Genomic DNA, 14,370 nt, shown 5'->3' with positions numbered 1-14,370 from the left:
CGGACCCAACCACATTCGAACGTAGACACTCATGCAATTCCCAGAATCCTGGCTTCGAACGTTCGTCGATCCGAAGCTCACGACGGATGAACTGTCGCATGCGCTGACGATGGCCGGACTCGAAGTCGAATCGCTGCGGCCGGCCGCGCCGCCGACTTCGAAGATCGTGGTCGGCCGCGTGCTGGAAGTCGTCAAGCATCCCGATGCCGACAAGCTCAACGTCTGCCAGGTCGATGCGGGCACGGGCGCGACGTTGAACATCGTCTGCGGCGCGCCCAACGTCGCCCCCGGCATCAAGGTGCCCGTCGCGCTGGTCGGCGCCGAGTTGCCGCCCGTGGAAGAGGGCGGGGCGCCTTTCCTCATCAAGCTGTCGAAGCTTCGTGGCGTGGAAAGTCAGGGGATGCTCTGCTCGGCGCGCGAGCTGAAGCTTTCGGAAGATCACAGCGGTCTCCTGATCCTGCCTGAAGACGCCGAGATCGGACAGGACATCCGCCAGACGCTGAATCTCGACGACGCCATCTTCGAAATCAAGCTGACGCCGAACAAGGCGGACTGCCTTTCCGTGTTCGGCATCGCGCGCGAGACAGCCGCCATCACGGGCGCGCCGCTCCGTCCGCTCGCGATCGAGCCGGTGCCCGTCTCACTTGAGGAGACGCTGCCCGTCAAGATCGCCGCACCGGAGCTCTGCGGGCGTTTTTCCGGGCGTGTGATTCGTGGCGTCAATGCACGCGCGAAGACGCCGCAATGGATGGTCGAGCGGCTCGAGCGTTCAGGACAACGAAGCATTTCGGCACTCGTCGACATCTCGAACTACGTGATGCTCGAGCTCGGGCGTCCGTCGCACGTCTTCGATCTCGACAAGATTCACGGCGGCATCGAAGTGCGCTGGGGGCGTCGAGGCGAGACGCTGAAGCTGCTCAACGGGAATACGGTCGAGCTCGACGAGACCGTCGGCGTGATTGCCGACGATCGCCATGTCGAAAGCCTCGCCGGCATCATGGGCGGCGACAGCACCGCCGTGTCGCTCGATACGACGAACGTCTATCTCGAAGCCGCATTCTGGTGGCCGGACAGCATTCGCGGCCGCGCCCGCAAGTACAACTTCTCGACCGATGCGGCGCATCGCTTCGAGCGCGGTGTCGATTACGCGACGACGGTCGAGCACATCGAGCGCATCACGCGTCTCATCATCGACATTTGCGGCGGCAAGGCTGGCCCCGTCGACGATCAAGCCGTCAATCTGCCGAAGCGCGAACCCGTGACGATGCGTGTTGCGCGCGCGCAGCGGATCATCGGCGTGCCGGTCGCGGCCGATGAGATCGCGCAGATCTTCACGCGGCTCGGTCTCGCATTCGAATTCGACGGCGACGCATTCGCCGTTACGCCGCCGCCTTATCGCTTCGATCTCGAGATCGAAGAGGATCTGATCGAGGAAGTCGCGCGCATTCACGGCTTCGAGAAGATTCCGGCGCATCCGCCCGTGGCCGCGAACGAGATGCGTGCGACGAACGAGACGCACCGGTCGATTCACGCGATTCGCCATGCGCTCGCGGCGCGCGATTACACGGAGACCGTCAACTTCAGCTTTGTCGACGAGGCGTGGGAAAGGGACTTTGCCGGCAACGACAACCCCGTGCGGCTGCTCAATCCGATTGCGAGCCAGATGTCCGTGATGCGTACGACGCTGATCGGCAGCCTCGTGAACGTCCTGCGGCATAACCTCAATCGGCGGGCGGAGCGCATTCGCGTCTTCGAAGCGGGGCGTGTCTTCCTGCGCGCGCCGTCATCGCCCGCGGGCGAGCTCAGCGTCGAAGGCTACGAACAGCCGAAGCGCATCGGCGCGCTCGCGTATGGCCCCGTCGCGGAAGAGCAATGGGGGCTGCCGACGCGGCACGTCGATTTTTTCGATGTGAAGGGGGACGTCGAGGTGCTTTTCGCGCCGCGCGTCGCGCGCTTCGTGAAGGCAGAGCATCCCGCGCTGCATCCGGGCCGCAGTGCTCGAATCGAGATCGACGGTCGCGACGTGGGCTGGATCGGGGAGCTGCATCCGCGCTGGATGCAGCAATACGATTTGCTGCATGCGCCGATCGTTTTCGAGATCGACGCCGAAGCATTGATGCAGCGCGCGCTGCCGACGACGACCGAAGTCTCGAAGTTTCCGCCCGTGCGGCGCGACATCGCCGTCGTCGTCGACCAGAAAGTCGAGGTGCAGGCGCTCATCGACGAGATGCAAAACGCGCTCGAGGAAAGCGGATCGAAGCTCGTGCAAAGGGTTGCGCTCTTCGATGAATTTCGTGCAAAATCAAATACTTCCGGTGGCCTGGCGCCCCACGAGAAAAGCCTTGCCTTCCGCGTGACCCTGCAAGATACTGGCGGCACGCTGCAGGACGAGACGGTCGATGCGGTCGTCAAGACCCTCGTGGATCGTTTGGCTCGAGTCCACGGTGCGCGATTGCGGGGATGAAGCGCGTACCGCGACGGATCGGTGCTGGCGGATGGTGCCGGCACCGAATGGCCGCCGCTCTTAGACATGAAAGAAATGAATTCGAGTGATTTCGAAGCCCTTCTTGCGGCGCAGCGTGGCGCCATGATTCGCGAGATTCCGACACCGCCCGCGAGCGTTTCTCCGGAAACGCCCACCTTGACGAAGGCCGAACTGGCCGAATTGCTGTTCGATAACGTCGGGCTGAACAAGCGCGAGGCGAAGGACATGGTCGAGGCGTTTTTCGACGTGATTCGCGATGCCCTCGAAGGCGGGGATAGTGTGAAGTTGTCGGGGTTCGGTAATTTTCAACTGCGCGACAAGCCTCAGCGGCCGGGACGTAACCCGAAGACGGGCGAGGCGATTCCCATTGCCGCTCGCCGCGTCGTGACGTTCCATGCGAGCCAGAAGCTGAAGGCGCTCGTCGAAAACGGCGTCGAAGCGAGTTTCTCGCGCTAAAAAAGAAGAACGAGGGGCCGCGCTCGGGCGTTCTTCACCACGCAGGTAGCTGACGATGACATCGACTGTCGAGAAGGTCGAGTTGCCTCCGATTCCGGCGAAGCGTTACTTCACGATCGGTGAGGTGAGCGAGCTATGCGGCGTCAAACCGCATGTGCTGCGTTACTGGGAGCAGGAGTTCACGCAGTTGCGTCCAGTCAAGCGGCGTGGCAATCGCCGCTATTATCAGCACCATGAGGTGTTGTTGATACGCCGGATTCGCGAACTGCTTTATGAGCAGGGGTTCACGATCAACGGCGCGCGCAATAGGCTCGATGCGCGTGGCGGGGCGATCGATGAGGCGCAAGAGCGGCAGGAGAATGCGCAGGCGCCCGCCACGAGTTCCGGGACGGCGAATGCAGTGAACGTCGATGTCGAGCAGTTGCGCAAGGAGCTTCGTGCGGTGATCGAAATGCTGCGCGGGTGAGCGTGCCGAACGAAAGATCGGTTCTAATCGATTGAAGTCTCTGTTATACTTTTGTGCTTTCGGGGCGTAGCGCAGCCTGGTAGCGTACCTGCATGGGGTGCAGGTGGTCGGAGGTTCAAATCCTCTCGCCCCGACCAATACTGATAAGGGTTAGCGGCGTAGTGGCCGCTAACCCTTATTGCTTTTGGTGGTCTAGATGATCGGCTCCGAGCTCAAACGCCTGCCGCTACGACCTTCAACGAGTCGAACTCGACAGCGAGTTCTGCTCCCAAACTCGAATGCATGTAGGCAACCGTTGCCCCCCGGCGATCTGAAAGGCGTTCGCCCTTGCTCAACTGGGCCATCACTCTGGAATAGTCTTTATCGGATGGTTCCGTCAGCCGGAGGCTGTAGACGATGTTCAAGAGACTGAACCCGTCAAGATGGAAACAGGTCACTCCCTCGAACGCGACCCTTGCACGTCGATCTTTGAGATAGAGCCCGAGGGTAAGCGTGCGCGGCTCTTCATTTGGACCGACCGTCACAGCATCAAGGTACCAATCGTGAAAGTGGCCCCAGTCGTCTAGTGTTGTCGCATCAGTCATCTGATTCACCATGGGAGTATGGAAACAGGCGCGCCTTGATCCCGGGACGTCCCCTCCCAATTGTGGGCATGCGGATTCGGATTACCATGATGCGCTTCGAAGTCAAAGGCCGGCACGCCGGAGGCGCGTGCGGCCGTGGCGTGTCACTGACGGCCCTTCTCGACCTTCTCGGAATCCCACCGACCAAGCCGCGCCGCCGTAACGAGCATGCTCACCGTCAGGGGCACGCGATTGAGGGCCTTGCGCCGCTTCCTGGATAGCGCCGTCACGAGCATGAGCAGCAGACCGGAACCCTCGTCCATGAAGTAGCGCCCTGACGAGAAGTCGCCCTCGTCGACCTTGAAGTGGGCAAAGAATGCGTCCATAAACATTTCGCCCTCGATGCCGGTAATGCCGAGGTCGTCTTCGAGCGTGGTGGCCGGGGTGATGACATCGCTATGCGGCAGGCCGCGCTCGCTGCGCACGAACGACTCGACTTCCTCCAACAGCGGATCACTCATAGCCTGTCCTCGGGCTTCACGAGCTGGTTGTAGTGGACGGCGCTGCGATAGCTGATGATCGAGACGTCATATGCGAGAATGACTTCGCCGATGATTGGGACGGTGCGGCCCACGAAGACGCCGATGTTGCGCGTCCAGAGGATTTTGAGCCGCCTTACGCTGCCGAGCGTGAGCGTCGGCAGGATGTCCTTCTCGATCTTATAGTCGAGGTGCTTCCGGGCAACCCGCGACGCGATCGAGGTGCCGATCGTCGCGCCCTTCGGTTTGCGCCTCGTGGGTAGGAAGGGCCAGCCGATGATAAGCAGGGCCAGCCCGGTCAACTCGTCCACGCCGAAGTGCTTTGCTGCCTCGTCGAGCATGACGAGGAAAAACAATTGCGGCGGCGTTAGGTTCGAGTGTATGCCGTATGTGTAGGTATTGTTCGACACGTTTTGGTCCTCGGAGTCGATCAGGGCGAGAACGTATCAGAACTCGATTCGTCTGAGAATAGACAGATTGGGCTACCCTTCTGAAGGCTCCTTCAGGCCGCAATGCGGCGCGGCTCATCCCGCCGATTCCTCGGCTGGGATGCCGGAAGTCCAACGCTTGACCAGGAGCGAGACAACAGCGATCCCGCCGTGCGAGCCGTCGACAGACTTGCGAGTGATGAACGCAGTGCGGACGTTCGACTTCAATGAAGCCGCCGCTTTCCTGAAGGTCGGCGGAGCAACCGCGCTTTCGTTGGCACGCCCCGGCCAATTGCCGGGCGCAAGATTCGGGCGAGTGTGAGTGTTCTTGGTGAGCGATGTCGTCGCCTATCTCGAACGAGCGATTGCGGCGGCGCCGTGACGCCGCCGCTTGATATACGGACATCGTTCTCATAAGAGTTTCATATCGCACCAGAGCAAGACAGTCTTGGCGTCAAACCGGAGCGCCACATACTGTTATGGCTGCGACGACCTGCGAAGTGGCCCTGTCGATGGAAGCGTCCGTCCGTGCGTCGTCTGCGTGCTTGTTCCATTGCGAGACGAATCCTGACCATGTACAAAGCCATCAGAAAGAATCCTTCTTCGCCCCAAGCCGCTGAAAAGTTGCTGGAGGCGCTGCGCAATATTCCCGTATCTGCGCTGAGCGACAACATGCATCGCAACATTGGCAGCGTCGGGCTTCAACCCTATCAACGGCCGAGCAAGATGACGATGGCAGGCACGGCAGTCACGATGCGCTCGCGCGGCGGCGACAATCTGACGTATCTGCGCGCACTGGACTTTTGCCGTCCCGGCGACGTGCTGGTGATCGATGCAGGCGGGGATGTCAACAACGCGGTGGTCGGTGGCATCCTGACGTTTTACGCGGCGCGAGTGGGCGTGGCGGGTCTGGTGGTCGATGGTGCGATTCGCGACGTGGCTGAAATCCGCGATCGCGATTTCCCCGTCTATGCGCGAGGCGTCACGCATCGTGGACCCTACAAGGATGGCCCGGGCGAAATCAACGTGGCTGTCTCGGTGGGCGGTATGGTGGTCAATCCGGGGGATATCGTCGTCGGCGATCAGGACGGCTTGCTCGCGATTCCGCAGGTCGACGCCGGGCACGTTATCGAGAAGGCACTGGCCGTGCTCGAGAGAGAAGCCGAGACCATGCGTGCGATGAAGGAAGGGCGCTGGAGCCGCGCGTTCGTCGATGAACTCGAAGCGCGGTGTAACAACTGAGCCTTGATGTGGCTTTGCTCTTGTTGTCCGCGACGGCATTTTGCTTCGGTGTTAATCAGCGCCGAAAGCCGTCGCAGACAAAAAACCTTCAACTTCAATCGAACGTCATCAACACTTTCATCGATTTCGATCGGTCGCCTGCCGTCTGGAAAGCCTTCACGGATTCCTGATACGGAAAGACGCCTGAGATCAGCGGCTTGACGTCGATCAAGCCCTTGTTCAGTAACTCGACGGCCACCGCGAATTCCTCGTGAAATCGGAACGCGCCGCGCAGATCGAATTCCTTCGCCACGACCGCGTTCATCGGCAAGGTCATTTCGCCGCCGAGCCCGATCTGAACGATGATGCCGCGCGGCTTGAGCACATCGAACGCGCCGCGCAGCGCCGCAGCGTTGCCGCTTGCCTCGAACAGCATATCGAAGCTGCCTTTATCGGCGGCAAACGGTTGCAGCGCGTCCGGCGCTTCGGCGACGTTGAGCGCGATATCGGCGCCGACTTTCAAGGCGCTCTCCAAAGGCAACGTATTCACGTCTGTCACGACGATCGTGGCCGCGCCCGCCCGCCGTGCAGCCGCGACGATCAGCGCGCCGATTGGGCCGCAGCCGGTCACGAGCACGCGCTTGCCGAGCATCGGACCCGCACGCCGCACCGCATGGAGCGCCACGGAGAGCGGCTCGGCCATGGCCGCTTCGGCATCGCTCAACGAGTCCGCCACAACATGGGCCTGTGACCGGTCGATGACGATCTCCTGGCGAAAAGCGCCTTGCACGTGCGGCATGCGCATCGCGCTGCCGTAATAGCGCATGTCGAGGCAGTGATTCTGAAGGCCTTGCTGACAGTATTGACACAGCCCGCATGGACGACTCGGGCTGATGGCGATGCGCGTGCCGGCAGGCAGGTCGGTGACGCCCGAGCCGGCGCGCGACACGACGCCCGATACTTCATGGCCGAGCACCATCGGTTCGCGGATGCGGACAGTGCCGAATCCGCCATGATTGAAATAGTGAAGATCGGAGCCGCAGATGCCCCCCGCCCGAACCCGAACCAGCAACTGATTGGCTTCGGGCTCGGGCGTGGGAACGTCCTCGATGCGCAGATCCAACGGCGCGTGAATAACAAGTGCGTGCATGCTGTTTGCCTGTAATGGTGGAGGCTCGAACGTTCTGCAAACGATAGCGGCGAATCGGCCCGCTGACAAAGAGCGAAGTCGTATGGGCCGATAGTCGCCGCTTATGTGTAGTTAGTCGAGTGCCTTGCTCATGTTTTCGATGACCTTTTTCGCGTCCGAAAATACCATCATCGTTTTGTCCATGTAGAAGAGGTCGTTGTCAAGGCCTGCATAACCCGATGCCATCGACCGCTTGTTGACGATCACGGTGCGCGCCTTGTACGCCTCGAGAATCGGCATGCCCGCGATAGGCGACGATGGGTCCGTCTTTGCCGCTGGATTGACCACGTCGTTCGCACCGAGAACGAGCACGACGTCCGTCTGGCCGAACTCGGCGTTGATGTCTTCCATCTCGAAGACCTGTTCGTACGGCACTTCCGCTTCTGCAAGCAGCACGTTCATATGGCCGGGCATGCGGCCCGCCACGGGGTGAATCGCATAACGAACGTCGATGCCTTTGCCGGTGAGTTTGTCGGTCAGTTCCTTCAGCGCGTGCTGGGCGCGCGCAACGGCGAGCCCATAGCCCGGCACGATGACGACGGATTCCGCATTGCTCAGTAGGAACGCTGCGTCGTCGGCTGAACCGGATTTGACGGGACGTTGTTCGCGCTTCGTCGCGCCGTCCGCTGCGGCTTCAGCACCGAAGCCGCCGAGCAGCACGCTAAAGAACGAGCGGTTCATCGCGCGGCACATGATGTACGAAAGAATCGCACCCGATGAACCCACTAGCGATCCCGCAATGATCAACATCGAGTTATTGAGGGAAAAGCCGATGCCTGCCGCGGCCCAGCCGGAGTACGAGTTGAGCATCGAGACGACGACGGGCATGTCGGCGCCGCCAATCGGAATGATGATCAGCACGCCGAGCACGAAGGCGATGGCGGTCACGACGATAAAGGGCAGCCATGATTGGGTGACGACGAACGCCAGGCCAAAGGCGATTGCTGCCATCGCAAGGGCAAGATTGAGCACGTGCTGGCCCCCGTACACGACAGGCGTACCCTGGAAGAGCCGGAAGCGGTATTTGCCTGACAGCTTGCCGAATGCGATAACCGATCCAGAGAACGTCACTGCGCCGATGAACGTACCGATGAACAGTTCGACCCGATTGCCATAAGGCAGCACGCTGTCTGCCGTGGCGAGACCGAATGCCGACGGCTCGATCACCACTGCGCACGCGATGCACACAGCCGCGAGGCCGATCAGCGAATGCATCGCTGCAATCAGTTCGGGCATCTTCGTCATTTCGACGCGCGCGGCGATGACGGCACCAATCGATCCGCCGACAATCAACGCAATGACGAGCAGCGACAGACCGACCGTCAGATCGGAGCCCAGCGCCGCGGCCTGTTTCGCGATGAGCGCGATGGTCGTCAGGATGGCTAGCGCCATGCCGGCCATCCCGAAGGTGTTGCCAAGCCGCGCGCTCTTCGGATGCGACAGGCCCTTGAGCGCCTGAATGAAACAGACGGAGGCGACCAGATATAGCAACGTGACGACATTCATGCTCATCGCTTGGCTCCCGTGGTTCCATTGGCACCATTCACGGCAGCTCTGCCGCTGTCCTTTTTCCTGAACATCTCGAGCATGCGGCGCGTGACCAGAAAGCCGCCGAATACATTGACAGCCGCGAGCGCGACGGCGATTGCGCCGAACGCCTTGCCCGCCATGCCGACCGTCAATCCTGCCGCGAGCATCGCGCCGACGATGACAATGGCGGATATCGCGTTGGTGACGGCCATGAGCGGCGTGTGAAGTGCGGGCGTCACGTTCCACACGACGTGGTAGCCCACATAGATGGCGAGAACGAAAGTGATCAGATTGGTCGTGGTGTGAGCGATGAGTTCCATCCTGTTCTCCTTATGCGATCTTCAGCGTCGACGCGTCATGGCCGAGCAACGTGGCCGCGACGATGTCGTCGCCCGTGTCTATCTTCGGCTGGCCATCGGCATCGATGATCAGCTTCAGAAAGTCGAGCACGTTGCGGGCATAGAGCGAGGACGCTTCCGTCGCGACCATAGCGGGCAAATTGGTATAGCCGGCGATATGAACGCCGTGCCTGACGACGACTTCGTCTGTCCCGGTCAGCGTGCAGTTGCCCCCGCAGCGGCCGTTGACGACCGCGCCGCGGCCTGCGGCGAGATCGACGATCACGGAACCGCGTTTCATCGCGCGGACGGTGTCTTCATCGAGCAGCGTCGGCGCCGTGCGTCCTGGAATCAGCGCTGTCGTGATGACGATGTCGGCCTGCCGGGCGCGCTCATGCACCAATGCGCTCTGACGCGCGAGCCACGATGCCGGCATCGGGCGCGCGTAGCCGCTCACGCCGTGGGCAGCTTCGCGCTCTTCATCGGTTTCATACGGGACGTCGAGAAATTTCGCGCCGAGCGATTCGATCTGTTCCTTGACGGTAGGGCGCACATCCGATGCTTCGATTACCGCACCGAGGCGCCTGGCCGTCGCAATCGCCTGCAGGCCCGCGACACCCGCGCCGAGCACGAGTACGCGCGCTGCCTTGATGGTGCCCGCTGCCGTCATTAGCATCGGAAAGAACCGCTGATACAGCGTGGCCGCCAGCAGTACGGCCTTGTAGCCGGCGATGTTCGCTTGCGACGACAGCACGTCCATGCTTTGCGCCCGCGTGGTCCGGGGAATCGATTCGAGTGCGAATGCACGGACGCCTGTCGCGCCGATGCGGGCGGCCTGGTCTGCGTCGAAAGGGTTGAGCATGCCGACGAGCAAGCGGCCGCGCTTGAGATGCGCGAATTCGCCATCGGTCGGTGATTGCACCTTCAGAACGAGGTCGGCATCCCATGCTTCTGTAGTGCCGACGAGCGTCGCGCCCGCCTGAGCATACGCGGTGTCGGAAAAATGGGCGCGCTCGCCAGCGCTTCTTTCGATCAACACGGCATGGCCTTGCGCGGCGAGCCTTTTGACGGTCTCTGGCGTACCGGCGACACGCGTTTCGCCGGGGCGAATCTCGGCTGGTATGCCGATTCTCATCTGGGTTTCCTCCTGAAATATCTGAGCCTGATTTGACGGATCGGAATCCGCTTCTTGTCGGGAGAGGGGACGAGCGTTATTGGGACGCGAGGCGCGCCCCAACGCGATCTGACGGGTGAGGAAACCGGCGGGCGTCGCAAGAGGGCCGAAGAGGGTGCAAGAGGGCAAGTTCCCTCTGCACGCCGCCGATACTAGAACTTATGACGCAGCCCGATTGCGGCTTCGAATAGTGAGTTGAAGCCAAAGAACGGCTGATTCGATCCGGATGCCGCCGCGAGTGTCGTCCACGCACCCGTCAGGTGGTTGTAGTCCACGCCGACATAGACATCGGTGCGCTTGCTCAGCAGATAGTCGAATGTCGGGCCACTCGTAATGCGAGTGCCGCTTTGACCAGCGTGATGGACGAAATCGACATAGACCGGAAGATCGAGCACGAACGTAGGCGTGATGTAGTACTGGACGGCAGCCGAGAACGAGTCGTTGCGGTAGTCAGCGGGATAGACATGGCTGTAGATGTACGAGCCGAACAACTTCGCCGCGCCGAACTTGTACGTTGCGCCCGCTGTGAAAATCTTCTGTGAGCTGTCGGGGATCGTCACGCCGAAGTATGTGCTGCCATAGGCCGTGGTGGCAGGATTCAGGCCGCCGATGTTGTTGACGATCTGGTAGGCCGCACCGACGTTCAAGGGACCATTGTCATACGAAATGCTCACGGCAGGCGACGAGTTCTGGTGGAAATTCCCAGCCGTCTGGCCGAATGTATAGGCCCCCTTGAGCGTGAAGCCGGCAAGCGTAGGCGAGGTGTAACGGACCGTATTGTCGAGGCGCCCGCCGCCCGTCAAGCCCGCGCCCTGAAAGCCGACCGTGCCGGTGTAATTGGCGAACGCATAGATATCGTGCGTCCAGCCCGTTTCGTGCACCAGCGTGTACTGGCGTCCCAACGTCACCGTGCCGTACGGGCTGCTCAAGCCGACCAGCGCGGTGCGGCCGAACAGGCGCGCCGCGCCGGATGGCGTCGACTGCTGCGTCACACCCGTATTCGGCGTGAAGCCGCCTTCCAGCTGAAAAATGGCTGCCAGACCGGCGCCCAGATCTTCGGTGCCTTGCAGGCCCCAGCGGCTGCCCTGAATTTCTCCGCCGCTACCCATCGTGAAGAGTTTGCCGCCGGACTTGTTCTGATGCGTATCGAAGCGAACTGCTTCATCGATAATGCCGTAGAGTGTGACGCTCGATTGCGCGTATGCTGCCCCTGAGGCAGCCAAAGCCGGTAAGCTTAGTAGTCCTAATAGTAGTTTTTTCACGAATAGATCCCCTTGCCTGTTAACGAGAAAAGAAAGCGCTAATCCGACTGCCGCGTCCTGTCGGCGCGGCATGCCTTTTTCATCATGCGACGGGCTCGCGAGAGGCGCCGTCGCATCACTCTCAGTCGAGGGCGGCGACGGCGTCTGCGATCTTCCGGCAACCTTCGTCGATGATGTCGATGCTCGTCGCGATCGACATGCGGAAGAACGGCGACACGCCATAGGCGGATCCGGCGACGAGTGCGACGCCGGCCTGTTCGAGCAGATACAGGACGACATCCGTATCGCCTTCGAGGCGCTTGCCTTGCGGAGTCGTGCGTCCGATCAGACCACTGCAGTTGACATAGAGATAGAACGCGCCGCCCGGTGTCTTGCAACTGATGCCGGGAATGGCGTTGAGCGCTTCGAGCGCGTGATCGCGGCGCGCCTTGTACGTCTGCACTGATTTCTGCACGAAGGTCTGGTCGCCCGTCAGTGCGGCGAGTGCCGCGGCCTGACTGATTGTGCAGGCATTGCTGGTCGATTGCGATTGCAGCGTGTCGAGCGCAGCGATGAGGTCGGCGGGACCGGCCACGTAGCCGATACGCCAGCCCGTCATCGCGTACGTCTTCGACACGCCGTTGACCACCAGCGTGCGCGATGCGAGCGCCGGTTCGATGGCCAGCAGGTGCGGCGTCGCGTCACCGTCGAAACGGATGTGCTCGTAGATGTCGTCCATCATCACCAGCACGTGCGGATGACGCAGCAGCACGTCGGCGAGTGCGCGCAGTTCCCGGCCCGTATAGGTCGCGCCCGTCGGATTGGTCGGAGAATTGATGATCAACCAGCGCGTGCGCGATGTGATTGCGGCATCGAGGAGGTCAGGCGTGAGCTTGAAGCCGTCCTCTTCGGTGCAGGGTACGACGACGGGCACGCCGTCGCATGCGAGTGCCATGTCCGGATAGGAGACCCAGTACGGCGCGGGAATCAGCACTTCATCACCGGCTTCGACAGTGATGGCGAGCGCATTGAAGATCGCGTGCTTGGCGCCGCACGTCACGATGATGTGTTTGGGATTGTACGTAAGGCCGTTCTCGCGTTGCAGCTTCGCCGCGATCGCGGCCCGCAGCGCGGGCGTGCCGGCCGTCGCCGTGTAGCGCGTTTCGCCACGTTCCATCGCATCGAAGGCAGCCTTGCGGATATGCGCGGGCGTATCGAAATCGGGTTCGCCGACCACCAGATTCACAATGTGTTTTCCCTGCCGCCGCAGTTCCGCAGCCCGGTCGGCCGCTGCGCTGCTTGGTGATGGTTTGATCCGCTGGACGCGGGCGGCAATGCGCGATGCACTCACACTTGACTCCTCGACGGCATTTGACGAGGCTTCACATTAAGCGCACGAAAAAGTTCAAGCCAAGATGACTTTCCGCTGGTGCAATAACATCCACTTATGATGCGGCGCGATGACCGCGCCCCAGCGAATGTGTGACAGACGGCGTCAGAGGGCCGTTTGCAGCCGCAGCAGGCACGGTGAGCGACCGTGCGCAGGAGGCGAGGGTAAGGATTTTGAAGACTGTGCGTTGGCCCGAGCTTGCCCTATCATGTTTGCAATTCGCCAACCTTGACATGCCAAACCGTGAATCTGCGGCGTTTGAAGTATTTCGTGAAGATCGTCGATATCGGCAGCCTGACCCAGGCCGCCGAAGTGCTTCACATCGCGCAGCCCGCATTGAGCCAGCAACTGATCACGCTCGAAGACGAGTTCCAGCAGCAGCTGCTCGTGCGCACGAAGCGCGGTGTCACGACCACGGAGGCGGGCGCGACCCTTTACCGTCACGCGCAACTGATTCTTCGTCAGTACGAACAGGCTCAGACCGACGTGAAAAGCGCCGGCCAGACCTTGTCCGGGCAGGTATCCGTCGGGCTTGCGCCGGGTACGGGCGCGTCGGCGCTGTCGCTGCCGCTGCTGCGCACCGTGCGTGCGCGGCATCCGAGCATCCTGCTCTATATCAACGAGAACTTTGGCACGACGCTCAGCGAGCTCATCATGAACGGGCGCATGGACATGGCCGTGCTGTACGGCGACAAGCCGGTTCACGGCCTGTCGTTCCAGCTGCTGATGAACGAGGAGATGTTTCTCGTCGCGCCGCGCAGCATGGGGATCGTGCAGGAGAAAATCGCTGTCACGGACTTGCGCGACGTGCCGCTTCTGTTGCCTCGCCCGTATAACTATCTGCGCAAATACGTCGACGAAGGGTTTGCGAGCGTGCAGATGATGCCGAACGTGGTCGCCGAAATCGAATCCGCATCGACCTTGTCGGCTGCTGTGGGCGCGGGGATCGGCGCGACCATTCTGCCTGAATCCACCGCGCGGGTGGTGGCGGCGGCGGGCGACATCGTGCAGTCGCGCATCGTATCGCCCGTCATCAAAATTCCGCTGTCGGTCTGTCTGTCCGACCACTTGCCGCTTTCCGAGCCTGCCGCGGCCGTCAAGGACATCCTGCTGGAACTGGCCGGCGACCTCGCGCTCGGCGTGCGCGTCGTGCCTGGCGCCGATACATAAGCGCACCTTATCGCGACAAAGCCAAACCGTCTTGGCGCAATTTTTCTGCGCCGGATACATTGAGTCCATCGCCAGTCGCCCGGCGTGCAGTGAGCCGGCGCGATAAGGCTTGCCGTCGAGCTGGCGACACAACGGCCCTGAGTCAGGCCCGTCGCGCAGCCGCGGTGTTTCACGCACGCC

The 14,370-nt window shown here is 61.6% G+C and carries 14 protein-coding genes and 1 tRNA gene; 6 read left to right on the top strand and 9 right to left on the bottom strand.

Annotated elements, in window-relative coordinates; translation table 11 throughout:
* Positions 1-31 precede the first annotated feature (31 nt).
* The 4 genes from pheT to C9I57_RS11130 all read left to right on the top strand — a co-directional run bounded on the left by pheT (position 32) and on the right by C9I57_RS11130 (position 3,544).
* The gene (pheT, locus tag C9I57_RS11145; RefSeq protein ID WP_107150754.1) at positions 32-2,464 is read left to right on the top strand and encodes a phenylalanine--tRNA ligase subunit beta; all 2,433 of its coding nucleotides are present in this window, start codon (positions 32-34) and stop codon (positions 2,462-2,464) included.
* Between the two features lie 66 nt (positions 2,465-2,530).
* Positions 2,531-2,941, top strand: coding sequence for an integration host factor subunit alpha (locus tag C9I57_RS11140; RefSeq protein ID WP_020566179.1), 411 nt, complete (start codon positions 2,531-2,533; stop codon positions 2,939-2,941).
* Positions 2,942-2,996: 55 nt separating this feature from the next.
* A complete protein-coding gene (locus tag C9I57_RS11135) occupies positions 2,997-3,407 on the top strand; it encodes a MerR family transcriptional regulator (protein WP_107150752.1) in 411 nt (136 codons plus the stop codon).
* 60 nt (positions 3,408-3,467) lie between these two features.
* Positions 3,468-3,544, top strand: a tRNA-Pro gene (locus C9I57_RS11130).
* A gap of 75 nt (positions 3,545-3,619) precedes the next feature.
* On the opposite strand, the gene C9I57_RS33190 is transcribed toward C9I57_RS11130, so the two are convergent.
* From C9I57_RS33190 to C9I57_RS11115, 3 genes are all read right to left on the bottom strand, one after another.
* Positions 3,620-3,991, bottom strand: coding sequence for a hypothetical protein (locus C9I57_RS33190; protein ID WP_258187595.1), 372 nt, complete (start codon positions 3,989-3,991; stop codon positions 3,620-3,622).
* 143 nt (positions 3,992-4,134) lie between these two features.
* Positions 4,135-4,491 (bottom strand): DUF1493 family protein, encoded by a 357-nt coding sequence (locus C9I57_RS11120; RefSeq protein ID WP_107150750.1) that lies wholly within the window; start codon positions 4,489-4,491, stop codon positions 4,135-4,137.
* Positions 4,488-4,919, bottom strand: coding sequence for an STM2901 family protein (locus C9I57_RS11115; protein ID WP_107150748.1), 432 nt, complete (start codon positions 4,917-4,919; stop codon positions 4,488-4,490). Before C9I57_RS11115 ends, C9I57_RS11120 begins: the two co-directional genes overlap by 4 nt.
* Positions 4,920-5,510: 591 nt before the next feature.
* On the opposite strand from C9I57_RS11115, the gene C9I57_RS11110 reads away from it, so the two are divergent.
* Entirely contained in the window at positions 5,511-6,179 is a 669-nt protein-coding gene (locus tag C9I57_RS11110; RefSeq protein WP_107150747.1) for an RraA family protein, read from the top strand.
* A gap of 94 nt (positions 6,180-6,273) precedes the next feature.
* Here C9I57_RS11110 and C9I57_RS11105 read toward each other — a convergent pair whose 3' ends face one another.
* The 6 genes from C9I57_RS11105 to C9I57_RS11080 all read right to left on the bottom strand — a co-directional run bounded on the left by C9I57_RS11105 (position 6,274) and on the right by C9I57_RS11080 (position 12,981).
* A complete protein-coding gene (locus C9I57_RS11105) occupies positions 6,274-7,308 on the bottom strand; it encodes an L-idonate 5-dehydrogenase (protein WP_107150745.1) in 1,035 nt (344 codons plus the stop codon).
* A gap of 111 nt (positions 7,309-7,419) precedes the next feature.
* Positions 7,420-8,859 carry an NAD(P)(+) transhydrogenase (Re/Si-specific) subunit beta gene (locus tag C9I57_RS11100; protein ID WP_107150743.1) on the bottom strand — a complete coding sequence of 480 codons (1,440 nt, stop codon included), beginning with the start codon at positions 8,857-8,859 and terminating at the stop codon, positions 7,420-7,422.
* On the bottom strand, positions 8,856-9,197 hold the full coding sequence (locus tag C9I57_RS11095) for an NAD(P) transhydrogenase subunit alpha (protein WP_107150741.1): 342 nt from the start codon (positions 9,195-9,197) through the stop codon (positions 8,856-8,858). Before C9I57_RS11095 ends, C9I57_RS11100 begins: the two co-directional genes overlap by 4 nt.
* Before the next feature lie 10 nt (positions 9,198-9,207).
* Positions 9,208-10,350 carry a Re/Si-specific NAD(P)(+) transhydrogenase subunit alpha gene (locus C9I57_RS11090; protein WP_107150740.1) on the bottom strand — a complete coding sequence of 381 codons (1,143 nt, stop codon included), beginning with the start codon at positions 10,348-10,350 and terminating at the stop codon, positions 9,208-9,210.
* Between the two features lie 191 nt (positions 10,351-10,541).
* A complete protein-coding gene (locus C9I57_RS11085; protein ID WP_440130197.1) occupies positions 10,542-11,651 on the bottom strand; it encodes a porin in 1,110 nt (369 codons plus the stop codon).
* Between the two features lie 121 nt (positions 11,652-11,772).
* Positions 11,773-12,981, bottom strand: coding sequence for an aspartate transaminase (locus C9I57_RS11080; RefSeq protein WP_107150736.1), 1,209 nt, complete (start codon positions 12,979-12,981; stop codon positions 11,773-11,775).
* Positions 12,982-13,263: 282 nt separating this feature from the next.
* Here C9I57_RS11080 and nac point away from each other — a divergent pair, with 282 nt between their 5' ends.
* Positions 13,264-14,190, top strand: coding sequence for a nitrogen assimilation transcriptional regulator NAC (nac, locus tag C9I57_RS11075; RefSeq protein ID WP_107151042.1), 927 nt, complete (start codon positions 13,264-13,266; stop codon positions 14,188-14,190).
* Positions 14,191-14,370: the final 180 nt, after the last annotated feature.

The organism is Trinickia symbiotica, assembly GCF_003028655.1.
Taxonomy (GTDB): Bacteria; Pseudomonadota; Gammaproteobacteria; order Burkholderiales; family Burkholderiaceae; genus Trinickia; species Trinickia symbiotica_A.
This window is presented reverse-complemented; position numbering and strand designations above follow the sequence as displayed.

Excerpts from the sequence above, each read along its gene's own strand:
- C9I57_RS11090 (WP_107150740.1), bottom strand. The coding sequence starts at position 10,350 with ATGAGAATCGGCATACCAGCCGAGATTCGCCCCGGCGAAACGCGTGTC.
- C9I57_RS11135 (WP_107150752.1), top strand. The coding sequence starts at position 2,997 with ATGACATCGACTGTCGAGAAGGTCGAGTTGCCTCCGATTCCGGCGAAG.
- C9I57_RS11110 (WP_107150747.1), top strand. The coding sequence starts at position 5,511 with ATGTACAAAGCCATCAGAAAGAATCCTTCTTCGCCCCAAGCCGCTGAA.
- C9I57_RS33190 (WP_258187595.1), bottom strand. The coding sequence starts at position 3,991 with ATGACTGATGCGACAACACTAGACGACTGGGGCCACTTTCACGATTGG.
- C9I57_RS11105 (WP_107150745.1), bottom strand. The coding sequence starts at position 7,308 with ATGCACGCACTTGTTATTCACGCGCCGTTGGATCTGCGCATCGAGGAC.
- C9I57_RS11100 (WP_107150743.1), bottom strand. The coding sequence starts at position 8,859 with ATGAGCATGAATGTCGTCACGTTGCTATATCTGGTCGCCTCCGTCTGT.
- C9I57_RS11095 (WP_107150741.1), bottom strand. The coding sequence starts at position 9,197 with ATGGAACTCATCGCTCACACCACGACCAATCTGATCACTTTCGTTCTC.
- pheT (WP_107150754.1), top strand. The coding sequence starts at position 32 with ATGCAATTCCCAGAATCCTGGCTTCGAACGTTCGTCGATCCGAAGCTC.
- C9I57_RS11120 (WP_107150750.1), bottom strand. The coding sequence starts at position 4,491 with ATGAGTGATCCGCTGTTGGAGGAAGTCGAGTCGTTCGTGCGCAGCGAG.
- C9I57_RS11140 (WP_020566179.1), top strand. The coding sequence starts at position 2,531 with ATGAAAGAAATGAATTCGAGTGATTTCGAAGCCCTTCTTGCGGCGCAG.